The following is a 24,160-nucleotide window of genomic DNA, read 5'->3' on the forward strand; positions in this document are numbered from 1 at the left end:
AATGTGTAGATTTTTTCATACACTTGTTGGCTCAAATTTATTGCCGTATGTCAACAAGCCTGATTATTGCTGTAATCATTGGATATTTCATTGCTCTCTTTGTGATTTCCTATTTCACTTCGCGCAATTCCAATAACGATACTTTTTTTATTGGTAACCGTAAATCGCCTTGGTATTTGGTGTCCATTGCCATGATTGGAACCTCCATATCGGGCGTTACCTTCATTTCGGTTCCGGGATGGGTTTTAACCAGCCAATTTTCATACATGCAAATGGTATTGGGCTACCTGCTGGGGTATTTTGTTGTGGCAAACGTGCTCTTACCCCTTTACTACCGGTTAAACCTAAAATCGATATACACCTACCTGGATGCACGCTTTGGTTTTTACTCATATAAAACCGGGGCATTCCTCTTCTTGGTTTCAAGGGTTATTGGGTCTGCATTCAGGTTATTCATTGTTTCGAATGTATTGCAGCTCTCAATCTTTAATGCTTTGGGCGTTCCTTTCTGGGTTACAGTGTCCATTACTGTTTTATTGATTTGGCTCTACACGCGCAAAGGCGGTGTGCGCACTGTGCTATGGACCGATTCGTTTCAAGCCATTGCAATGTTAACAGCCGTTTCGCTTTGTGTTTACTATATTTCAAGCGATTTAAATCTCAGCCTCTCAGGCATTGTAAAGGCGGTAAGCAGCAGTCCGCTTTCCAGGGTCTGGTTTTTCGACGATCCAAACCAGCGATTCTACTTCTGGAAACAGTTTCTTGGTGGCGCATTTATAACCATAGTAATGACAGGGCTTGACCAGGACATGATGCAGAAAAACCTTAGCTGCCGGAACTACAAGGATGCCCGCAAAAACATGTACTGGTATGGTTTTGCATTTCTACCGGTAAACCTACTTTTTCTATCGCTTGGTGTGCTTTTGCACGCTTTCGCTGTACAGAAAGGCATACCTCTTCCTGCATTGTCCGACGATTTGTTCCCTACCCTGGCCACCCAGGGATACCTGCCACAAATAGTTGGTGTTTTGTTCTTCCTGGGTTTAATTGCTGCCGCATACTCCAGCGCCGACTCAGCCTTAACCGCTTTAACCACATCGTTTACCATTGATGTACTAAATACCAAAGGTATGGACGAGGATAGATTACGAAGGGTTAGGCAGTGGGTGCATGTTTTTATATCAATACTGATGATACTTGTTATTATTGTTTTTAATGCATTCAACGACCGCTCAGTGATTGATGCTATTTTTACTATAGCCGGATATACCTACGGCCCTCTACTTGGTCTGTACGCGTTTGGTCTGTTTACTCCTTTTCAGGTGAACGATAAGCTTGTACCATTTATTGCTGTTTTCTCTCCATTGGCTTGCTATCTCCTGAATAAATACTCTATCCTTCTGTTTAATGGCTACAAATTTGGGTTTGAACTTTTAATTGTGAATGGGGCAATTGTTTTTCTCCTATTGCTCATTACCCGTAAACGAGGAGTTCTTGTACAAAAGGTTTAGAGTTTAAAAATAAGGTGTTTTAATTTCGCTTAGTTAAGGATGCTTGTCATGTTGAGTCCCGAAATATCAGGATTGAATCCTGCGTCATATCTATCTGTACTCTGTGCTCGCCGAAGCATCTCTTTGTCCTCTTTCTATTATCCCCTTTGATGAGATTCCTCTTGGTCCCCGGGATGACAAGTGGAATTTTTCGTGAAACTATTGTCATGTTGAGCGTAAGCGAAACATCTCATAGGGTTGTTGAGAGATCCTTCGATACGCTCAGGATGACAAATGAAGTAATTGCATATATTAACAAACGATATAATTTTGTGAGTTTTTAATTCGAGTAATTCTGATTGTTTTAAAATATTTTGGAATTGTATAAATAAATAACTTTCAAAATAATTAAATCGTGTTTTAATAATTGTTTAATAATCAATTTACTAAATCTTTTTTATTATGAAGTTTAAATGTTTTTATTTTGGATTATTTTTTATCGCTGCCCTAAACCTGAAAGCTCAAGATTCATTGTTGTTAAAAAAGAATCATTCCGTTAGCATGGAGGTGCTTGGTTTAACCTATAATTACGAGAGCCCTATTGCTAAAAGGGTTACTTTGATTGGTCGATTGGGGATGCAAGGAGGTGCGGGTTACAGCAGCTCATTGGGTTCATACTATGCAATAAGCCCCGCTATTAGTTTTGAGACACGTTTCTACTACAATATTTTAAAGAGGGAAAGTAGTGGTAAGAATATTAAAGGAAACTCTGCTAATTTTATATCGCTTAGCACATGGTACGTTTCTAATCCGGTAATAGAACATAAATCTTCAGGTGCCGATTTTTTTGCAGTTACCCCACAGTGGGGAGTAAGAAGAGTTTATTGGAAACACTTTATGCTAGAGGCAGGGGCGGGGATTAGTTATTTTTTCAACTTAGAAGGCGATAGCAAAACAAATTTAATGTTAAACTTGAGATTAGGTTATATGTTTTAATGTTTCCAGTATTAGTTCATATAATAAACTAACATTTTAATATGGATGAATTCATAAAAACACTTTCATTCATTATAGGGCTAATTTTTGTTAGTGTAAGTGCCAAAGGGCAAGAACTTTATCAAAAATCATGGCTGATTGATGTAGGCGCAGGATCTCCAATGTTAAAAAAAGGAGAAACAAACCCTGTTCAAGCAAGAATATCAGTTGGATACGAAATTCAGTTCACTGAATCTGGATTATTGGGTCTTGCCATGCGTGGGGGTTATGCCATAACTGCAAGCCATGCATATAATATCAATGAAACTGGTTTGCCTAATACTAACCATGAATTACTTTATACTTATACTGGAAACAGTTTTTTTGCAGCGGTGTCTCCGATGCTAATATTTGAACAGTATGATAGTAATGTGGACAGGATATTTGCTGAATTAGAGTTAGGGTATGCAAGCCATGGTGTAAATATTAAATTTTACGAACCTAATCCAGTTGCCAACTCTAACTGGGTTCATTTTAAAGGTTTTTTTGCACTTAAAATTGGATTAAGAGTAGCCTGGGAAAAAAACAGTAAAAGTAGAGCAATGTCAATATGGGGAGCTTTGCACAATCAGAGTCCTATAGATGCAATTGACAAGTCAATTCCTGTCGAATGGCCATATAAGTTTAATGAGGATTTGAACTCACAGTGGCAAGTAGGGATTTCGGTTTATTTGTAGTATTAATTAAAAATAAAAGAGGCTGCTAAAAACAGCCTCTTTTGCTTCATATAATACACATCATTATTATTCCTTGTCCACACCTCTTACCTCGGTTTGTTTGGCGTGGCCATAAATTTCTTCAAGTATTTTTTCGTAACGTTCGTACAGAACCTTACGTTTTAGTTTAAGGGTTGGAGATAGCTCGCCGGTTTGTGGTGTCCATTGCTCTGCAACTAGGCGGTAACGTTTAATTTGTTCATAATCGCTGAGCTGCTTGTTAACGGTAGTAATTTCCTTTTGGTACCTTGCAATAACCTCAGGAATGGTAATCAGTTCCTCGTTGTTTTCAAAATGTATTTTATGTCGGCTGCACCAGTCGTGCAGGAAGCTGAAGTTTGGCGAAATTAATGCGCTTACAAACTTTTCGTTTTCCCCTACTATCATACATTGCTCAATGAAGAACGATTCTTTCAGTTTATTCTCGATGAGTTGGGGTGCAACGTACTTCCCGTTGGAGAGCTTAAAGATTTCCTTTTTTCTATCGGTAATTGTTAGGAACTTGCCATCGTCCAAATGGCCTATATCGCCGGTGTGGAACCAGCCCTCCTCGTCAATGGCCATTTGGGTTAAATCAGGGGCCTTATAGTAGCCTTTCATCAGGCTGGGGCCCTGCATTAATATTTCGCCGTCGTCGGCTATTTTTACCTTTACATTAGGCACTACAGGGCCTACTGAGCCTATCCTAATGTTGCCGGGTGAAGCAGGGTGGTTAACTGCAATTACAGGCGAGGTTTCAGTAAGTCCGTATCCCTCAAAAACAGGAATGCCAGCAGCCCAGAACACCCTCATGAGCCGGGGTTGAAGAGCAGCTCCTCCACTAATGATAAGCTTGAGCCTTCCACCAAGCGCCTTTTGCCACTTTGAAAAGATTAACTTTCGGGCAAGGTTAAGTCTAATCCGGTAATACCAGCTATTGCGTACCTCGTTATACTTGTAGCCAAGGTTAACAGCCCAAAAGAAAATCTGTTTCTTTAGCCCTGTTAAATCCTTTCCAACCGCAATTATCTTATCGTATGTCTTTTCGAGCATGCGGGGAACTGTCATGAAGATATGGGGCTTAACCTCTTTAATTACATCGCCAATGGTGGCAAGGTTATCGGCATAGTAAATTGTTACCCCTATGCTTTGGTAGTAATAGTTCACCATGCGTTCAAATACATGGCTTAATGGAAGAAAGCTTACGGCAATGTCGCCGTTCTCAAGGGGGAATAGTCCTTTACAGGCTTCAACATTACTAAGGAAGTTGGAGTGTGAAAGCATTACCCCTTTTGAAACGCCTGTTGTGCCCGAAGTGTAAATAATTGTAGCAATATCATCGGGTTGAACCGATGCTTTTATCTTGAAAAGCTCCTCAACCCATTCATGTGCAGTCTGCTTGCCGCGCTCCAGTACTTCGTTCCAGCTGCGGATATCGCCATTTTCTACTGTTGAGAAAATCCCAATAAAATTCTCGAGGTCGGCGGTAAGGGGTTGAAGCTTTTGGTACAAGGCCTTATCGCCTACAAAAATGGCTCTTACCTCTGCATGCTTTAGAATGTATTTGTATTCATCGGTGCTGATTGTTGGGTAAATGGGCACATGAACCATTCCGGCTTGGGTAATACCCATGTCAACAATATTCCATTCAGGCCGATTGCCGCTGATGTTAGCAACCTTATCGCCAGGCCTAAGCCCCATGGACAGCAAGCCATAGCTGAGGTTGTGAGCCATTTGTGAGTATCGCTCTATGGTGTACTCATCCCAAACCCCATTTTTCTTTACAGCAATTACTGTTCTGTTCTCATAGGTGTCCTTGCCTGCTTCAAGAATGTCAAAAGTTCTTTTAATTTCCATGCTTTATCAGATAAAGTTTTACTTATTTGAACTATTTGCTCAGAAAAAGGTTAATTTAGTCCCGGCGACAAATATAAACTAATTTCTATGAAACAAGCATTCTTTTGTTTAATCGTTTGTTTAATTTCCGTAAACGTTTTCGGACAGGACAAGCACGCCTACACCCTCTTCAATGGGAAAGGGGAAAAGGTTGTTTACCAGAGTGTTGTAAGTGCGATAAAAAATTCCGACTTATTGTTATTTGGAGAGCTGCACGACAACCCCATAGCGCATTGGCTTGAACTGGAATTAACAGTTGATGTTTTTGATGCCACAAAAGGGAATATAATACTGGGTGCTGAGATGTTTGAAGCCGATAATCAACTTATTCTGGATGAGTATCTTGGTGGCTTAATTAGCCAGCAACGGTTCGAAGCCGAAGCTCGTTTGTGGCCCAACTATAAAACCGATTATAAGCCACTGGTTGAATTTGCTAAAAGCAAAGGTTTAAAATTTATTGCCACAAATATTCCTCGCCGCTATGCTGCTATGGTTTCGGCAGGTGGTTTTGATACGCTACAATCTCTATCAGTAATGGCAAAATCATTCATTGCCCCTTTGCCAGTAGAGTATGACCCAAACCTGGGATGCTATAAGGGAATGCTCAGTATGATGGGAATGCCCGGTAAAGGGAAATCGAACCCCGAATATTTCCCAATGGCACAGGCCATTAAGGATGCAACTATGGCATATAATATAACCCGAAACACAAGTAGCGGTAAGGTTTTTCTACATTTTCATGGTTCCTACCACTCTAACAACTACGAGGGAATATACTGGTATGTAAAGCGAAAAATGCCGAACCTGAAAATTGTGACAATTGCAACTGTAACCCAGGATGATGTCAATGCTTTGGCAAAGGAAAATATGGGCATTGCCGATTTTATCATAGTTGTACCCGAACGAATGACCCGAACATACTAATCCCTTACCTGAGCAGGAAGTTTTCAACACAAACTAACCCTAAAATAGCTGTAATAACTACAATTATCAGCAGGGTTGTTACTCTGTTCAGCAGGTTGTTCTCGTATTCAGAGTATCGATCCAGATTAGTTCTCATGGCTATAGTCTCTTTTACTTATACTACAACCATGAGGGGTTTTACCCTAACCGGCTATTCAGCTTTAATGTAAATTGTATCAATCCTAATTTGAGGGTCTCCAGTGGGATTGTAAAAGTACATTAGGTGAGTTTTTGCCACTTTGGGTGTTATGGTTATTGTTGTGTCGTGCGTAACCAGTTGTTGGGTACATGGTTCTCCATGATTCTCGTATGTGGCAGCTGCACTGAAAAAGTATGCAGAATCGGATTTAACGTTCAGGTAAACCTTAACATTATACCAGCAGCCATTTGGCGCCGATGCCCTTATTTGAAGGTTGTATGGTTCGTTTAATATCATTGTATCGGGCAGTAATCCTGCTTCCATGGTTACATAATCGTTAAACCTTACATAGTTATCGCCCTCAATACATCCAAAAAGGGTTGACAATCCTAACGCTGAAATGAGGAAAAATTTTGCTTTCATTGAGTTTTTCATTAGTATTTCTGCAAATTTATACAAAAATTGTAACGTTTGGCTTTTTTAACCTCTAATTTGCTGTATGGAGTTGGTGAGGTATGAAAATACTACTCAAAAATTTGTCATGCTGAACTAACCGAAGCATCACATTGCGTTTTCATTCTTTTATTCACTTTTTGCTCTTTGGAATGTTCTTCTGTTGCGATGCAACGTTTGCTCCTTGCTCTTTGGATTATGTATTGCGTGCATCGCAACACCTGTGGGGTTAGTCATTGTGTTACAAATGTTTAGCCCCTACGGGGCTGTTCAAGGGATACATGAAGGAGATTCCTCGACTAGCTCGGAATGACAACACCATTGGCTTCCTCACTCACTTTGTCATGCTGAGTTAGCCGAAGCATCTCTTTGTACTTTCATTCCTTTATATTAATGAGATTTCTCAGCCAACACGGAATGACATAGGCAGTGGCATAAAAGCCTGACCCGACAATGGGTTGGGCTTTTATGCCTTGATTTTCTTTGGTTCTTTTTTGTATCAAGACAAGAAAGAACATGTAAACCGTTCTTCGGAATGCTTTTTTTTTGCGATGCAACTATTCAGTGTTGCTCTTTGGAATGCCATAGCGTGCATCGCAACACTTGTGGGATTAGTCATGGTGTTACAAATGTTTAGCCCCTACGGGGCTGGAAATGTTGTTCGTTGTTCGTGAATCGATGCTCGTTGTTCGTGAATGCCACGCCACATACACTGTGTAACTTCGTGTTACACAGTGTAACTCTGTGATGCTTGTTTTTATTAGGCTTATTAGACGATTGTCATGCTGAGCCCAGTCGAAGCATCTCTTTGTGTCTTCATTGCCTTATTCGCTTTTTGCTCTTTGGAATGTTCTCCTGTTGCGATGCAACGTTTCAGTGTTGCTCTTTGGAATGCCATAGCGTGCATCGCTTTACATGCGGGAGTTTCTTTGAGTTACAAATGTTTAGCCCCTACGGGGCTGTCGCGGTAGGATTAAGATTTTAATCATACAGTAGTGAAATGGAATATCAATTAAAACGATGCTTTAATGCAAGGTTTCAGCTAATTCTTACTTTCCAGTTTGTGTCGTAGCCCCTGGAACGATTTTAGTCGTGCCTGTATGCTCCCAACACGTATGGGCGACTCAATGTAAACTGGTAGCTTATTTGCATCGTCGGTGACCCAAACCAGTAATTTTTGATTTGTTGAGAAGATATCGCCTGCCACCAAATCGACCTGAAATTTCAGGCAGGCCATTTTCCCTATCCCTGTTACTTTCCTCACATCTTTGCCTAAGTACCTGTACTTGACGTTAAAAATCTCCTCGTCCATCAATACGTTTACCGGGAAAACAGCACCCTGCCTAATGCCGGAAAAATTTAAACATCGGGAGTAGTAAATAGCGGTAACCACATCAAAAAGGCAGCCGGGCGATTTAACAGAAACAAATTTGTTAGGCCCGCCCTTGCGGCGTACCCGAATTTTTACGCTATCGCCGGGTTGGTTGAACCAGTACTCGTTTTCCTTAGTAAAACCGCCCTCGTAGATATTGCGGTTGTAGTAGAGTGGAGATAAACTCACAGGGTCAACCCACGATTCGTAAAGGTCTCGAACCTTAAAGAACCAATCGTAGAATGGGTAACTTTTACCTGTTGCTTTAAGGTGTAGCAATGTTTTACCAAATCGGTTGTCGGAATCCACAGTAAAACAGGCCTCGCCAACATCGGTCCAAATAAAAAACCAGGTGTAGCTTACCTCGTAACAAACCCTTTCGCCAGCCACAAAGGCCGTGTTGGTTACTCTACAGCCATCCGGTTGCTGCGCAATGACTTTAAAGGTAATAATTGGTGTTAAAAGAAGGATTAACCTGTAAAGTTTCATCCGTACGAAATATTTATATTGATAATTAATAACACGTTACAGTCTTGCTTTTAATATACTTTATCGAGCGGATGGAACAACCATAGTTTGACTTCGTCGAGCTCGCAAAAAACGCTCGGTTGTTCATCTGTGTTTGTGCAAGCTACTTTACATGGTTGTTTCATGATATTCCGCTGTAATCGTTCCGATGAAACTCTAGCCTGCTAAGCTGTTCCTTCATAATGGAGTTGCGCGGGTTCTCCAGCAAGGGGTCGTGGTCAAGAATCTCGCTGGCTACCTGTCGGGCGTGTTGAATGAGTTGTCCGTCCGTGGCAAGGTTGGCCATTTTGAGGTCGAAAGGCATTCCGCTTTGCATAGTTCCGGCAATATCGCCGGGGCCACGAAGGTGAAGGTCAACTTCGGCAATCTTAAACCCATCGTTTGTGGTAACCATGGTTTCCAGTCTTTTGCGCGATTCCTTGGTTAGCTTAACCTGCGAAACAAGTATGCAGTAGCTTTCATCGGCTCCCCGGCCAACCCGTCCACGGAGCTGGTGTAGCTGCGACAGCCCAAATCGCTCAGCGCTCTCAATTACCATTACCGTGGCATTAGGAACATTAACTCCCACCTCAATCACGGTGGTTGCCACCATTATGTGGGCTTTGCCCTGTGCAAAGAGGTTCATGGAGTAGTCCTTGTCTTCGGGCTTCATTTGTCCGTGAACTACCACGGTTACATACTCTGGAGGTGGAAATGCCCGAACAATGCTCTCGTACCCATCCTCAAGGTCTTTCAAATTCTCAAGTTTCTCCGATTCCTTAATTAACGGATAAACCACGTAAACCTGTCGGCCCCTTTTAATCTGCTCCTTCATAAGCGCAAAAACAAGGTTACGTTTGGCATCGGTGTAGTGTAGCGTTTTAACGGGTTTACGGCCCGGAGGTAACTCATCAATTACGCTCACCTCCAAATCGCCGTAAAGGGTCATGGCAAGCGTGCGGGGGATTGGGGTGGCTGTCATTACCAGCACATGGGGTGGGTCGTTGTTCTTTTCCCAGAGCTTAGCGCGCTGCATAACGCCAAAGCGTTGCTGCTCATCAATTACCACAAAACCAAGGTTCTTGAATTTAACCACATCCTCCAGTAGCGCATGTGTGCCAATAAGGATATTGAGTTCACCCGCCTCAAGCGACTGATGCAGGTTGTTGCGTTCTGAACGTCTGGTGCTGCCGGTTAGCAAACCCACCTTTACCGGTAAATCGCCCAGTAATGCAGTGATTGATTCATAGTGCTGATTGGCAAGTATCTCAGTGGGGGCCATAATGCAGGCTTGGTATCCGTTATCAACAGCAAGCAGCATACACATCAGCGCAACCACGGTTTTACCGCTACCAACATCGCCCTGTAGCAACCTATTCATCTGCTTACCGCTAAGCATATCGCGGCGAATCTCCTTTATTACCCGTTTCTGGGCTTCGGTTAGCGGAAACGGTAGCCGTTCATGGTAGAACCGGTTAAACATCTCTCCCACATGGTTGAAAACATGACCGTTAACCTTGGTTTGACGAACCTTTTGGCGGCTTAGGATACTAAGCTGAATGTAAAAATGCTCCTCAAACTTAAGCCGGTGCTGCGCCTTGTGGAGCAGGGTGGTGTTTGCCGGGAAATGAATGTTGCGTAAGGCTTCAGGTAGGGTCATTAGCTTGTTTTGCTCAATGATGAAGGGTGGCAGGGTTTCGGTGATTTTTCCAATCGCCATTGGGATTAGGGTTTGAACAAATCCCATTATGGTTTTGGATGTGATGTGGTTGTTTTTAAGCTTTTCCGTTGTGGAGTAAACCGGCTGTAGCGACCCGGTAATAACATCCTGCTGAGGATTATAAATTTCCATCTCGGGATGGGCAATGCTAAAGTGGGCGCCAAACCTTGTTGCCTTGCCAAATATCAGATAGTCAACGTTAGGTCTTAACCGTTTAAGAACCCACGTTATGCCCTGGAACCAAACAAGTTCCATTCGGCCCGTGCCGTCGGTTACAATGGCTGTTAGCCTACGGTGCCGACCTGCGCCAGCCTCTGAAATGCTGAAAACACGCCCAACAACCTGTACATAGGGTAACTCATCGGTAATCTCCGATATTTTGTTGATTTTTGTTCGGTCAATGTAACGGAACGGGTAAAAGGTGATTAAATCGCCAAAGGTGTATATATTCAGCTCCTTTTGGAGCAGCTCGGCACGCTTGGGGCCAACACCCGGCAAGTACATTATTTCGGAGTCGAGAATGTTTCCCATACCTGAAATGCTTACCACAAAGTAAGCAAAAAATAAAAAAGGGGAAAACTTTCCCCTTAATACTATTTTGACGATGAGTACTACAGCGATTCTACCACTTGCTCCAACTGCCGTTTTAGCCTCTCCTCAACATCGCGGTGGGTGGCCAAGTACCTAACCTCCTCGGAGTTTAGTAGTGTGTATAAAAAGTTTTGGTCAATATCGATAAGGAATGAGATTACCTCACGGAACGAATCCTTTTGGGTATCGAAACCAACCTGGTTTGAGTAGTCGTACAGGCGTTGGCGTAGTTCAGAACTATTGAGCGTTTCCATAAAATTTTTGTTTACACTCAACCTACTAACAAAAGTTGGGCCAAAAAGTTTCTGGATTACTCTTTATTTTGTAAATAACTGTGGAATAGTAATGTACGATTGATATGGAATGGTTTTACCAGACTCCCTTTTGTTGGTTACAAATCCGTGTGACCTAAAATTTAAAACAATCAATTAAAACCATCGCCAAACCAATAACATTATCAGAAAAACACCTCCGTAAAGTATTGGTATCAGATAGTAAGATTTTGATGACTTTTCTTTACCATTCTTCACATTTAAATTCTTTACAACCTTAATACTTAAGCAAACTCCAATAAGCATAAAACCGATTAAAAGCAACGAGACCAGTGTATTTAACCAAGGTGGGGTTTGTTGTAAGGTAATATTGCCTTCAATTATCTTTTGCGCTGTCGAAACGCCTGTAAAATCATCAAAGAGGTATTCAAAATAAGGAATTCGTGATGTAGATTTTAAAACCGCTTTTGCCAAGTGGGCGGCTGCAATAATGGGAATAAAAGCAATGCCGTAATTGACCAAATACGCTTTGAATTTGATTGCAACACCAGCCAACCGGGCAAAAAGAAATGGAAGTAACCATAGGATGAAAGGCACGAACGCAAATAGTATTGTACCTTTTAAAAATCCCGACACGAATTTGTTTTCAATTACCAAAGACTTTACAGCCAAATCGGGTAGAAAGGAAAGGTACGCATCGGTTATTTCCCATTCCGACCATATTTCGGAAATAACAAACCCCGAAACAACCAATACAAAAACCAATTCTGCCATTTTCAAAGGTTTCATTTGAAAAAGGCCGTTGGCAAACCCGATGTATGTGAATTGTGGGTTTGGACGCTCAGCGTTGGGTTCCGATTGATATTTGCTGCACGATTTAAGGCAACCCGCACATAAAATACAATCGGAATTATCAGTGATGTTGGCAGGGTACAAATCGACCCCGCAACTTTTATAGTTTAAATTGTACTGGTATTTCTTGTGGATGCACGATTTATCTTTACAGCTATTGCAAATATTCTTATCCTTAACACGCCAACCGAAAAATGAAAGCCTTGAATATAATCCCAACAAATAACCAACTGGGCAAACGTACCGACAAAATGTGTTTTTCTCATAAATACTTCCAATAATTACCGAAACCCCAACAATTGCCAAAAGATAGACAGCCATAAAAAACGGGTTGCGGTGGATTGCAAAACCTTGTATGCCAATAAACAGAATGATGATATAAAAAACTGTAATCGCCCAACCCGAAAGCAACCATGCAGGGCGTTTCCGTTTAAGCCCTATTTTAGCGAAGAAAGTTGTAATTAATTCTACGGGGCAAACCATGCACCATATACGCCCCAAAAATATAGCACTAATAACAATGGCTGGCCACCAGTACGACCAAACAATTAAATTACCAAAATTTGTATTCCGTAATTGCTTGAGAAAAGCGGAATCGGTTGAATACGCCATTAACCCTGTTACGATTAATATTATATATGCAATGAGTGATAGAAATTTCAACGAAATTGGTAAATACCATCTTTGTAATAAATTATTAATTATTTTCATTTCTCGTTAGTTTTTAAATTAATCCAGCACCAAGGGCAATTGATATTAAAATGAGCATTACTGCAACAACAAGTTGAATGCTTCGAAAGGTTACCTTTTTCAGTAACCTTTTACCGAAATATGCCCCTGCAATTGCTGCAAGGGTTGCTGAAATTAAAAGTGTAAGGTTTTCGTGCAGGGTTGATGAAATAAAGCGTGAAGCATAAACCGAAAGCCTTGTAAAATCCACCAGGCATGCTATAACAACACCTGTAGCAATATAAGCTTCTTTTGATAGTCCGCTTTTTATGAGAAACGCACTGCGTATTGCACCCTGAATGCCCGATAATCCGCCAAAGAAACCGCTAAGGAGTCCGCCCCATATTAATTTGTCCTTACCAAATTGAACCTTTTGAAAAGAAGGTGAAATTTCAAGTAACGAAAATACAATTAACAATATAGCAATTATGAGTTTAACTGGTGTAACCTCAAAAGTCCTGCCCCAAAGTTCGTATTGTAAGAGTTTGGGTAGAACTGTAATTATCATTAACAACCAAGCTCCAGCAAACGAAGCTAGAATAGCAGGTATTCCAAAACGAAGCAAAACAGTTTTGTCTGTATTTTTACCGATCAGGGCTATTTTGAAAAGGTTATTTGAAAAATGTACTACACCAGTGAGGGCAATAGCAATATCAATAGGGAAGAATATTGCAAAAACGGGAGCTAAGATAGTTCCTAGCCCGAAACCCGAAAAGAAAGTTAAAACGGCTGTGAAAAATGCCGCCAAACAAATTATTACTATTTCCATACAAACTTTTTTCTAAATGTATAGTGCAAAAATAGGATGTATGATTGACTCTGGATTGGTAAGTTTGAATGTTAAAATGGTATTATTGAAAATATTTATCCCTGAATTGTATGGGTGTAATGCCTTCGTGTTTTTTGAAGAATTTTACAAAGTTAGAAGCATCGGAAAACGATAAGATTTCGGCTATTTCGTTAATCGTATTGTCGGTGTGGAGAATGTATCTTTTTGCTTCTAATAAGAGTTGGTTTGTAATGATTTCGCTTGCACTTTTGCCTGTCTGTTTACGGCAAATAATATTCAGGTTCTGGGGTGTAACGTTAAGCAAATTAGCAAACTCGTTGACTTTATGAAGTCGTGGACATTCTTTGACCAATAACTGTACGAACCGCTCATAAATGGGTTGGGGTTGGTTGGGACTGTTCGGGTTTTCAGCTTTTATTTGCAATAATTTCCCAAACAATGCTTTCAATAATCCGTGAATGATTTCTTTGGAGTACTGTGAATTGATTTGAAACTCTTTAAAAATCTCCTCTAATAAATAAGATGGATATTTGTCGGCCTGAAAAGTAAGCCTTGTAGTATCTTTTAATTTGATGATTAAATCAATCAATACATTCTCTTTTACGGCATTAAATTCAGTGTCCTTGAAAAGAATCACAAATCCTTTCGGGATTGAGGTAAATTGCCAATAGTGAAGTTGTCCAGGTTTAAGAAAATAGAAATCTGGCGAAGAAACCATAAATTTCTCCGACTCGATGCAGTGAAAACCTTCACCTTGCGACAGAAATATTAACTCGTAATAATCTTCGTGTTTGTGGGGCTTGGTTTTCTTAATCTGTTCCTTGAACCGTGAGATTTTGAATGTCAACCCACCATCAAGCTTATTTTTTATGTCTATCTTTCTTTCATTCATAGCGCAAAGTTATCAAATTTTAAGTGTGTGATTGAAAAACTGCACTCTTTGACATTGCTTTGATTTGAGCGATTGTGTGGCTTTTACAACGTAGGGTATATGGGCGTGGTTTCCTTTTTGCGGGTGGAAAGAAAAACAAATTAAATTTGGCTTCGCCGAGTTCCCTTTGTTTGGTTACAAATCCGCGTGTGCAACCAGAAAGTTGATAGTTGATGGTTGTTGGTTGATAGTGAATGCAATGGATTTAACAATCACTTTGCTGGTTTATTGGGAATTGCGAATAGGTTACAAATCCGAGCGAGTGAGGTTTTTTGGGAAGAAAAAGCCCTTACTTGCGTATAACCCATTCCAATAGTCCCTGGCTGTTTACAGCAATTTTACCTGTATCCTGAAGGAACCGGATTACCCTTGCAACCCTGTCGGGGTTTGAGCCGGTTGAGTCAATCAGATTCTCAAGGGGTAGTGGTGTTTTGGTTAGCGTAGCTTTAATTTTTTCCAGTATGCTATCGAACTCGTACTTGCTCATGTCAAGCTCATTCCGGGCGGTGCAAACGTCGCATTTACCGCATCGGTAACTGTCGGTTTGGCCAAAGTACTCGCTTAGGAATTGGCTCCTGCACTTGGCCTGGCTTTGGGCATACTGAAGCATGGTGTTTATTCGGGCACGGTATCGCTCCCTCAGCGTTTGGTAGCGTTCGGGTTCAATTCGCAGGTTTTTATCGTCGAGCCTCTCCTCAATAAATATTACCAAGGGTGTGCGTTTTTTGGGGATGTAGTTAAGGATTTTTTGGCGCGATAAGGTTTTCAGGTGCTCATATACCTTATCGGCTGGTATTCCGGTAGTTTTGGAAAGGAATTGCTCATCAATCCTTACGTACTGTGAAAAAACGCCTGGCAGCAGCCTTAGCAGCACCTTGATAAACTTATCCATTTCGGCATGGGCAACCTGATACCTGTATAGCTCCTGTTTGTTCACCAGGAACATGATGCGGCTTGGGTTGTCGAGCTCATCGGTGAGCTCTATATATCCTTCCTGCTCAAGTATTTTTAGGGAGTTGTATGCAACCACCATGTTAAGCTTGTAGGTTGAGCAGAAATCGATAAGGTTAAAATCGTAAACCTCGCCTTTTCCGGCGCCGTAGGCTATGTTTAGGTACGAGCCCAGGGCTTGGTAAATCCTTTTAATTTCATCGGGTGGGGGAAAGTTTGCCTCGAGCCGTTGCTCAATCCTTAGCGAATCGGACTCGTTGTAAAGCAAAACGGCGTACGAAAGTTTTTGGTCTCTCCCGGCACGTCCGGCTTCCTGAAAGTAGGCTTCGGGGGAGTCGGGTAGGTCAATGTGAACCACAAAGCGCACATCGGGCTTGTCAATTCCCATTCCAAAAGCATTTGTTGCTACAATTATGCGGGTTTTCCCGGTTTGCCAGTCGTTCTGCTTGGCGTTACGCATCTCCATGGTAAGGCCTGCGTGGTAAAAATCGGCAGCATGCCCGGCGCGCTGTAGCATTAAAGCAATTTCCTTGGTTTTGTTTCTGTTCCGTACGTAAACTATACCGCTTCCGGGTATGTTATCAACTATTTTGAACAGGTACTTTTCTTTATCCTCCACATTGCGCACCAGGTAAACCAGATTATCGCGAGCAAAGCTCATGCGGAAAACCTTACCGTTACGGAAATGTAGCTTCTCCTGAATATCGTCAACCACCTCAGGTGTGGCAGTGGCTGTAACTGCCAAAAATGGGGCATCGGTTAAAATGGAACGAAGTTCAGCAATTTTCAGGTACGATGGACGGAAATCGTAGCCCCACTGGGAAATGCAGTGCGCCTCATCGATGGCTACCATGCAAACCCGCATTTTGCGGATTCGTTCGCGGAATATGGCAGTGGATAATCGCTCGGGCGAAACGTATAGGAATTTCACTTCGCCATAAATGCAATTGTCGAGGGTAATGTCAATTTCGTGCTGGGTCATGCCTGAATAAATTGCTACAGCGCTTATGCCCCGTTTTTTCAGGTTTTCAACCTGATCTTTCATCAAGGCTATGAGGGGTGAAATAACCAGACATATGCCTTCCATGGCAAGGGCGGGCACCTGAAAGGTGATGGATTTGCCGCCGCCGGTTGGCATCAGGGCCAAGGTGTCGTTCCCATTGTAAACCGATTCAATGATATCGAGCTGAATGGAACGAAACGATGTGTAGCCCCAGTACTGCTTGAGTATATCCTCGAACTTTCCCATAGAAACAAAGATACGAAAAATAGTGTTTAGTGTTTAGTGTTTAGTGGATAGTGGATAGTGTTTAGTGGATAGTGTTTAGTGGATAGTGTTTGGTGGAACTCAATGTTTCATGTTCCTCTAACTTCCTCAGAAATTCTTCCGTTTCACGTTTCACGTTTCACGTTTCACGGCTCACGGTTCACGGCTCACGTTTAACGAACATAAACTCTCTCTAACCCCCTCGTATTATCAATTCTTCTTTTCACTTTTCACTTTTAACTTTTCAAGTCACTTAGGTTAAAAAAGAAGACATCCGGAACGTTTTAAGCGCCCCGGATGTCAACCACCTAACCTATTGTAAACCTAAACCAAAACCTAATTATATGAAAATTTCATTGTTTCAAGTATGGAGCATGTCTCAAACCTATCGGCACGCATGAGCTCGTTGTAGGTTTCCTCAAAATACCTCTGGTAAGCCTTTGATGTGTAAACCTCCATGTTTAAGGCATCCACGTTCAAATTATTGCTAAGGTAATTAGGCATCTTCTCGTTAATTATCATTTGCTCCGATATACAATCAATTCTTATGCCAGAACTTTTCTCAAAGTTTAAGATGTACTTACTATCGTTATTTAGGAACGAACGCAACTTGAGCATTAGCTTGAGGTACGAAATGCTTTGGCGCCTAATGTCAAAATGGCGAATTAGCGCCGGAACAAGCTCGTCCGATGAATACTCGGGGTTGTTTTGCAGGTGCACAGTAACCTCCTGCGAAACCTTCTCAAGCTGCACCAGTGAGTATGAAAGCTTCTCGTCAAGATTTCGAATCAAACTATGTATTACCTCGTTGCTCATTAACCAATCCGTTTAATGTAAATTTATTTCATAAACGTTTAAAAGTCAATTTTGTTAGGGTGATTTTGGTCAACTTTAGTTAAAAAATGACTAAACAACCGTTAAAATTTATCAATTTACAAAATGTTGATAATCAAAATAATAAGCACAAAGGGTGTAACAATCGATTGTTAAAAGCAAAAACCTTATTGGTTGTAAACGGAATTGATATAGATTTGTACGCTCGTTTGAATGAGTAGCTGTTAAAAAAATAAAATATTTTGTAACTGGCATTAGGACAATTATATATGGCTGTTTTTAAAAATAAGAGGCTTGTTTATGCCAAGATTAGTTTAAATTTGTGGGTTTAAATAATTAAAAGGATTGCTAAATAGATGTTTAACTTATAAATAATCAGTACCAATGAAAATTCTTGTTTGTATTAGCCACGTACCCGATACCACAACCAAGGTGAAGTTTGTAGATGGCGATACTAAGCTCGACACTAATGGGATACAGTGGGTAATTAACCCCTGGGACGAACTATCGTTAACCCGGGCTTTGGAGTTAAAGGATGATGCCAGTACTGGCGTAAAAAGCGTTACCGTTGCACATGTTGGCAATGCCACTACTGAGCCTACCATTCGTAAGGCTTTGGCAATTGGTGCCGACGATGCCATCCGTGTAAATGCTGAACCTACCGATGCATACTATGCTGCAGCCCAACTGGCTGAGGTGGTTAAAAAGGAACAATTCGATATTGTTATGTGCGGGATTGAATCGAGCGACTACAACAACTCTGCGGTTGGTAGCATGCTTGCTGAATTCCTTGGTATTCCATCGGTTTCAGCTGTATCGAATATAAAGGTCGAGAGTGGTCAAGCAATTATAACCCGCGAAATAGATGGTGGTAAGGAAATTCTTACCGTGCCAACTCCTTTTGTTGCAATAGTGCAGAAGGGTATTGCCAAGGAGCCCCGTATTGCTGCCATGCGCGGTATAATGATGGCTCGTACAAAGCCCATCAAACTGTATGAACCTGTTGCAGTTGATGCGCTAACAGAGTATGTTAAGTTTGAAATGCCCAAACCCAGGGCAGCTTGTAAGTTTGTGGATCCCGAAAATCCCAAAGAACTTATTACGTTACTCCAAAACGAGACCAAACTCATTTAAGGTTTAACCAAAAAATTTGTAAAACATGTCAGTACTAGTATATACCGAGAATTGGGACGGTAAATTCAAGAAATTATCGTTCGAACTTGTTTCGTACGCCGGCAAGTTAGCCGAAATGATGGGGACTACCACCACTGCAGTTACCATTGGCGAGGCTACCGACGATGAACTTAAACTACTTGGCAAGTATGGTGCCGATAAGGTTATTTGCCTAAAGAGCGATAACCTGAAAAACCTCGATAGCCAGCTATACACTAGCGCTATTGCTCAGGTTGCTCAGTCTGAAGGCAGCAAGGTGATTGTAATTGCTAACAATAACAGCGGTAAGGCCATTGCACCCCGTTTATCGGTAAGGCTTAAAGCTGCATTGGGTTCGGGAGTATCGCAACTTCCGCTAAGCCTATCGCCATTTACCGTTTACAAACGCGCTTTTTCAGGCGGTGCTTTTGCGCAGGTAGTGCTTAAAACCGATATCAAAATTATTGCTCTTACACAAAACTCTTTCGATATTGTTGAGAACAGCAAAGATGTAAAGATTGAAAGGGTTGATCTTCAGGTTGACGCACCAAAAACTGTGGTTAAGGATGTTCAGAAGCAAACCGGTAAGCTGCTTTTAACCGATGCCGAAATTGTTGTATCGGGTGGCCGCGGAATGAAATCGCCCGATAACTGGGGGCCAATAGTTGAACTTGCCGAATTGCTTGGCGGAGCCACAGCATGTTCGCGCCCAGTTTCCGATGAAGGATGGCGCCCACATGATGAGCACACCGGACAAACCGGTAAAATTATTGCTCCTAACCTTTACATTGCAGTTGGTATTTCAGGAGCAACACAGCATATTGCAGGTGTTAGCGGTTCCAAGTACATAGTTGCCATTAACAGCGATAAATCAGCACCAATTTTTGAGGTAGCCCAGTACGGTATTGTAGGCGATGCCCAAAAGGTTTTACCAAAGCTGGTTGAGGCTGTTAAAGAGATAAAAGGAAAGTAGTTCACCATTCTTGCAAATCATAAGACATGAACCTGCTGCGTTTGCAGCAGGTTCTTAGGCAAAATAAAGGCACTTACTCCAGATGTTTGTTTTTACCAACAAACCATTGTAAACCAAAAACCAAAAACATGACCAAACAAATAGTATTTGCCATAGCCCTGCTGGTTACCATCGGTGTTTTTGCTTACACCATATCCCGAATTGTAAGGTTTTTCATGCTTACACGTAAGGGATTTGCGGTAAATAAGCTGGGTAAAAGGCTATGGGTTACCCTTGAGGTAGCTTTTGGGCAAACCAAAATTTTTCGCAGGCCAGTTATTGGATTAATGCATGCCCTTGTGTTCTGGGGCTTTTGTGTGATCCTCTTTGGCAGTATCGAAATGGTAATCGACGGGTTATTTGGCGTTGAAAAGTCGCTAAGCGTTCTTGGCGCATTCTACAATTTCATGATGGCCACCGGCGATATTTTTGCCCTTCTGGTTGTCATTTCAATAGTGGTATTCCTAATCCGAAGGGTATTTCTTCATATCAAGCGTTTTGAGGGCATTGAAATGAAGAAGATTTCGCATATTGATGCGAATGTGGCTCTTTCAATTATTCTGGTTCTCATGCTCTCGCTAATGGGAATGAATGCTGCATACCTTAAGTGGGTTGAGCTGGCTGGGCATGAAGTGCATGGGGTTTACCCCGTTAGCCAACATCTCACCTGGTTATTCAATGGGATGTCAGTTGATACTGTATTTACCCATTACCAGATTTACTGGTGGACACATATTCTGTTAATCTTCCTGTTTGCAAACCTATTGCCTTACTCCAAGCATTTCCATGTGTTCATGTCGGTACCCAACGTATTCCTCTCGCGGCTTGAGCCGCTTGGCAAATTGCCAAACATGGATAATGTAACCCGTGAGGTAAAACTGATGATGGATCCCAATGCAGCATTTGCAGCACCTGCAACCGATGCTCCAATTGAGCGATTTGGTGTGAAAGATGCAGAGGATGTAGTATGGAAAAGCTATTTTGATGCCTTATCGTGCACCGAGTGTGGGCGCTGTACATCGGTATGCCCTGCTAACATTACAGGAAAAAAACTCTCGCCCCGCAAGGTGATGATGGACTTGCGTGCCCGAATGAAGGAGAAAGGTCCTATGATGCTTAAAAATGGGCGCGATTACACTGATGGGAAATCGCTTGTACGCGATTACATTAGCGAGGAGGAACTATGGGCATGTACCACATGCAATGCATGCGCACAGGAGTGCCCCATTAATATCGATCATCCCAAGCTCATTGTTGATATGCGCAGGTACCTGGTGATGGAGGAAGGGTCGGCACCCGGTGAGCTCAAGGCCATGTTCAACAATATTGAGAACAATGGTGCCCCCTGGCAGTATTCGCCTGAGGATCGCTTGGTTTGGGCAAAAGATCTTGAGATTAACGTACAGTAGCATTGCGTTCCCTGCTATCAGTATCAACTTAAACTAATTGGAAAATGGAAACTCGCAAAATAGAAATCCCGGTTATGGCCGACCTCTTTGCCCGAGGCGAAAAGCCCGAATACCTTTTTTGGGTTGGCTGTGCCGGCGCTTACGATGACCGCTATAAGAAAGTGGCTCGTGCTTTTGCCAAAATACTGGTTCACCTAAACGTTAGCTTTGCCGTATTGGGCAAGGAGGAGACCTGCACGGGCGATCCTGCCCGTAGGGCTGGAAACGAGATGCTATTTCAGATGCAGGCCTTACAGAATATTGAACTTTTTAAGGCATACGAAGTAAAGAAGGTGATAACTATTTGCCCCCACTGCTATAATACCTTTAAGAATGAGTATCCCGATTTGGGTGCCGACTTTGAGGTTATCAGCTATATCGATATCCTGAATAAGTATATTGACGAGGGTAAATTGAGTATCGATACCGATAAATTCAAGAGTGCCAAAATCACATACCACGATCCTTGTTATTTAGGACGTGCTAATGGTATTTATGAGCAGCCACGTGCCATACTTAAAAAGTTGGGTGGCGAACTAGTAGAGATGGAGCGCAACAGGAGTTTTGCCCTGTGCTGTGGTGCTGGTGGCGCTCAAATGTTTAAGGAGGCCGAACACGGTAACAAGGAGGTTTTCCTGGAGCGTATGGATGATGTTTTAAAGGTTGACCCCAACATCATTGCAACAGCTTGCCCCTTCTGCATGACCATGATGACCGATGGTATCAAGTATAAGAATCAGGAAGAGAAGATGCGAAACCTCGATATTGCTGAACTTATTGCAGAATCGCTAAATCTATAACTAATCAATAAACCAAAAACAGCTATGAGCGAAAGAAAATTGCTAAAAAGTGGCGAATTTCTTGTAAGTGAGATTGACGCTAACGATATTTTTATTCCCGAGGAATTCAATGAGGAACAGCGGATGATAGCCCAAACCTGTCGCGATTTCATGGAGGCTGAAGTTTTCCCTCGCCTGAACGATATCGACAAGGGCGACCGTGAGCTGATGAGGAGCATTTTGCAAAAATCGGGCGAACTTGGTATGCTGGGCATTGCAGTGCCTGAGCAGTATAATGGTTTTGGGCAAAACTTTGTAACCCAAATGCTTGTTGCCGAAACTACAGGGGCTGGATATTCATTCTCCGTAGCCTACATGTGCCATTGCGGAATTGGTACAATGCCCATTCTTTACTACGGCAACGAGGAGCAGCGCCAAAAATATGTATCGCGTCTTGCAACTGGTGAACTAATAGGATCATACTGCCTAACGGAGCCCGGTGCAGGTAGCGATGCCAACTCCGGAAAAACCACAGCAAAGCTATCGGAAGATGGTAAGTACTACATTCTGAATGGTCAAAAAATGTGGATTACCAACGCCGGCTTTGCCGATACACAGGTTGTTTTTGCCAAGGTGGATAACGACCGAGTGCTGAGCGCATTTATAGTTGAAAGCAAGTGGCCAGGCGTTGTAATTGGCCCCGATGAGCATAAAATGGGTATCAAGGGCTCATCAACCGCTCAAATCTACTACAACGATGTAAAGGTGCCTGTTGAAAATATGCTAGGTAACCGCGGCGAAGGTTTCCGTATTGCCCTTAGCATTTTGCACATGGGACGTATGAAGTTGGGCGCCAATGTGATTGGTGCTGCTAAAGAAACCATAACCCAGTCGGTTCAGTACGCCAATGAACGTAAGCAGTTCAATACCAAAATAGCAAACTTTGGGGCTATCAAGCATAAGTTAGCTGAAATGGTAATTAGAGCCTATGCTCACGAATCGGCCATTTACCGTGTAAGCCAAGATATTGATGACCTGATTGAAAAGTATAAGGCTGAGGGTTGTGAGTATGGCCGTGCTGCCATTGATGCCATTAGCCACTACGCCGTTGAGGATGCCATTCTGAAGGTGAACGGTTCCGAGATGCTCGACTTTGTGGTTGATGAGGGTGTTCAGATTCACGGCGGAATGGGCTACTCAGCTGAGATGAACGTTGAGCGCGGCTACCGCGATTCGCGTATTAACCGAATCTTTGAGGGTACCAACGAGATCAACCGCTTGCTGGTAATTGATACCGCCATTAAGCGCTCCCTCAAGGGCGATTACGATTTAATGGGGCCTGCTGAGCAGCTATACAATAGCCTCGACAGCATTGTGGCTGAAGCGGGTTCGAGCGAATACTATGACCAAAAAATGCAGACCATAAGGAACTTCAAAAAGGTTGCCATGCTGGGTATTTATGGAGCAAACAAGGCTTTTGGTAAGCAGTTTGCAACTGAGCAGGAGGTTCAGAACAACCTGAGCAATATCATCATGGATCTGTATGTGGCCGAGTCGCTTGCTCTAAGGGTTAAGAAGCTGGAAAGCAAGGGTCATCAAAATATCAATATCTATAAGGATATTGTTGATGTGTTTGTTTACGATGCTGCTGGCCGCATTCGTAAGAACGCCATGGATGCAGCAAACTCCTTTGCTGCTGAGCCAGAACTTAGCAAGTTAACTGCTGCAATTGACAGGCTTTGTAAGGCTCCATCGGTAAATGTAAAGGATGCCCGCCGCCGCATTGCCGATAAGCTTATTGAAGACAACGAGTATAAGTTCTAGTAAAACTTAGCAAAAGTTAAGAAGCTACCCAAAGGGTAGCTTCTTTTTTTAAACCTTATCGTTTAATCGGGAATGCCTCGAAAAGTCAGAAGTGACAAGTATTTTATGTGCTTCTATTGGCTAATCCCCTCAAAATTTTTTCCATAGCCACATTTCAATTTAATATCAATACTTTCGATTTATTGTTGTTTAGTTAAGGTTATTTGTCATGTTGCGCGCAAGCGAAATATTACTATGACGTGCTGATTCTCGATTTATTGGGATAGACTTCGCCAAAGCATCTCATTGATCTTTTCTCCTCAATCCTTTGAAGAGATCCCTCGATCTTGCTCGGGATGACAGAAACCCTATCTTCCTTTCTGCTCCCTTGTCATGCTGAACTAGCCATAGCATCTCTTTACCCTTAATCCTTGTTGTTCTTTTATAAACCGCTCTTTGCTATGCTTTTCTGTTGCGAT

At 42.2% G+C, this 24,160-nt stretch carries 20 protein-coding genes; 9 read left to right on the forward strand and 11 right to left on the reverse strand.

What is annotated here, in order from left to right:
- The first annotated feature begins 47 nt into the window (after positions 1–47).
- From WHS63_RS02385 to WHS63_RS02395, 3 genes are all read left to right on the forward strand, one after another.
- A complete protein-coding gene (locus tag WHS63_RS02385; RefSeq protein ID WP_445203724.1) occupies positions 48–1,511 on the forward strand; it encodes a sodium:solute symporter in 1,464 nt (487 codons plus the stop codon).
- A gap of 441 nt (positions 1,512–1,952) precedes the next feature.
- Positions 1,953–2,486, forward strand: coding sequence for a hypothetical protein (locus WHS63_RS02390; RefSeq protein WP_445203725.1), 534 nt, complete (start codon positions 1,953–1,955; stop codon positions 2,484–2,486).
- 41 nt (positions 2,487–2,527) lie between these two features.
- Complete coding sequence (locus tag WHS63_RS02395; protein ID WP_445203726.1) at positions 2,528–3,202, forward strand: hypothetical protein; 675 nt, start codon at positions 2,528–2,530, stop codon at positions 3,200–3,202.
- 66 nt (positions 3,203–3,268) lie between these two features.
- Here WHS63_RS02395 and WHS63_RS02400 read toward each other — a convergent pair whose 3' ends face one another.
- Positions 3,269–5,077: an AMP-dependent synthetase/ligase gene (locus tag WHS63_RS02400; RefSeq protein ID WP_445203727.1), complete on the reverse strand. Its 1,809-nt coding sequence runs from the start codon at positions 5,075–5,077 to the stop codon at positions 3,269–3,271.
- A gap of 87 nt (positions 5,078–5,164) precedes the next feature.
- On the opposite strand from WHS63_RS02400, the gene WHS63_RS02405 reads away from it, so the two are divergent.
- Positions 5,165–6,040 carry a ChaN family lipoprotein gene (locus WHS63_RS02405; protein WP_445203728.1) on the forward strand — a complete coding sequence of 292 codons (876 nt, stop codon included), beginning with the start codon at positions 5,165–5,167 and terminating at the stop codon, positions 6,038–6,040.
- Between the two features lie 4 nt (positions 6,041–6,044).
- Here the strand turns inward: WHS63_RS02405 and WHS63_RS02410 are convergent, their stop codons facing one another.
- The 10 genes from WHS63_RS02410 to WHS63_RS02455 all read right to left on the reverse strand — a co-directional run bounded on the left by WHS63_RS02410 (position 6,045) and on the right by WHS63_RS02455 (position 17,469).
- Positions 6,045–6,176, reverse strand: a complete 132-nt coding sequence (locus WHS63_RS02410) for a hypothetical protein (RefSeq protein ID WP_445200079.1) — start codon at positions 6,174–6,176, stop codon at positions 6,045–6,047.
- A gap of 54 nt (positions 6,177–6,230) precedes the next feature.
- Positions 6,231–6,641 (reverse strand): hypothetical protein, encoded by a 411-nt coding sequence (locus tag WHS63_RS02415; protein ID WP_445203729.1) that lies wholly within the window; start codon positions 6,639–6,641, stop codon positions 6,231–6,233.
- A 1,072-nt stretch (positions 6,642–7,713) separates the two neighbouring features.
- Positions 7,714–8,532 (reverse strand): DUF3108 domain-containing protein, encoded by an 819-nt coding sequence (locus tag WHS63_RS02420; protein ID WP_445203730.1) that lies wholly within the window; start codon positions 8,530–8,532, stop codon positions 7,714–7,716.
- 160 nt (positions 8,533–8,692) lie between these two features.
- Complete coding sequence (gene recG / locus WHS63_RS02425; RefSeq protein WP_445203731.1) at positions 8,693–10,801, reverse strand: ATP-dependent DNA helicase RecG; 2,109 nt, start codon at positions 10,799–10,801, stop codon at positions 8,693–8,695.
- Between the two features lie 80 nt (positions 10,802–10,881).
- Positions 10,882–11,115: a hypothetical protein gene (locus tag WHS63_RS02430; RefSeq protein ID WP_445203732.1), complete on the reverse strand. Its 234-nt coding sequence runs from the start codon at positions 11,113–11,115 to the stop codon at positions 10,882–10,884.
- A 174-nt stretch (positions 11,116–11,289) separates the two neighbouring features.
- Positions 11,290–12,597 (reverse strand): 4Fe-4S binding protein, encoded by a 1,308-nt coding sequence (locus tag WHS63_RS02435; RefSeq protein WP_445203733.1) that lies wholly within the window; start codon positions 12,595–12,597, stop codon positions 11,290–11,292.
- Between the two features lie 112 nt (positions 12,598–12,709).
- Complete coding sequence (locus tag WHS63_RS02440) at positions 12,710–13,483, reverse strand: TSUP family transporter (protein WP_445203734.1); 774 nt, start codon at positions 13,481–13,483, stop codon at positions 12,710–12,712.
- A gap of 82 nt (positions 13,484–13,565) precedes the next feature.
- A complete protein-coding gene (locus WHS63_RS02445) occupies positions 13,566–14,396 on the reverse strand; it encodes a helix-turn-helix domain-containing protein (protein ID WP_445203735.1) in 831 nt (276 codons plus the stop codon).
- 328 nt (positions 14,397–14,724) lie between these two features.
- Positions 14,725–16,635 carry a RecQ family ATP-dependent DNA helicase gene (locus WHS63_RS02450; protein ID WP_445203736.1) on the reverse strand — a complete coding sequence of 637 codons (1,911 nt, stop codon included), beginning with the start codon at positions 16,633–16,635 and terminating at the stop codon, positions 14,725–14,727.
- Between the two features lie 354 nt (positions 16,636–16,989).
- The gene (locus tag WHS63_RS02455) at positions 16,990–17,469 is read right to left on the reverse strand and encodes a hypothetical protein (RefSeq protein WP_445203737.1); all 480 of its coding nucleotides are present in this window, start codon (positions 17,467–17,469) and stop codon (positions 16,990–16,992) included.
- 402 nt (positions 17,470–17,871) lie between these two features.
- On the opposite strand from WHS63_RS02455, the gene WHS63_RS02460 reads away from it, so the two are divergent.
- The 5 genes from WHS63_RS02460 to WHS63_RS02480 all read left to right on the forward strand — a co-directional run bounded on the left by WHS63_RS02460 (position 17,872) and on the right by WHS63_RS02480 (position 23,702).
- Positions 17,872–18,621: an electron transfer flavoprotein subunit beta/FixA family protein gene (locus WHS63_RS02460; RefSeq protein ID WP_445203738.1), complete on the forward strand. Its 750-nt coding sequence runs from the start codon at positions 17,872–17,874 to the stop codon at positions 18,619–18,621.
- Positions 18,622–18,646: 25 nt separating this feature from the next.
- Positions 18,647–19,612 (forward strand): electron transfer flavoprotein subunit alpha/FixB family protein, encoded by a 966-nt coding sequence (locus tag WHS63_RS02465; protein WP_445203739.1) that lies wholly within the window; start codon positions 18,647–18,649, stop codon positions 19,610–19,612.
- Between the two features lie 128 nt (positions 19,613–19,740).
- Positions 19,741–21,060, forward strand: coding sequence for a 4Fe-4S dicluster domain-containing protein (locus WHS63_RS02470; protein WP_445203740.1), 1,320 nt, complete (start codon positions 19,741–19,743; stop codon positions 21,058–21,060).
- Positions 21,061–21,104: 44 nt separating this feature from the next.
- Positions 21,105–21,899: a (Fe-S)-binding protein gene (locus WHS63_RS02475; RefSeq protein WP_445199215.1), complete on the forward strand. Its 795-nt coding sequence runs from the start codon at positions 21,105–21,107 to the stop codon at positions 21,897–21,899.
- 24 nt (positions 21,900–21,923) lie between these two features.
- Positions 21,924–23,702, forward strand: coding sequence for an acyl-CoA dehydrogenase family protein (locus WHS63_RS02480; protein WP_445203741.1), 1,779 nt, complete (start codon positions 21,924–21,926; stop codon positions 23,700–23,702).
- The last annotated feature ends 458 nt before the right edge of the window (positions 23,703–24,160 follow it).

The organism is Tenuifilum sp., assembly GCF_037481895.1.
In the GTDB taxonomy this organism is placed as follows: Bacteria; Bacteroidota; Bacteroidia; order Bacteroidales; family Tenuifilaceae; genus Tenuifilum; species Tenuifilum osseticum.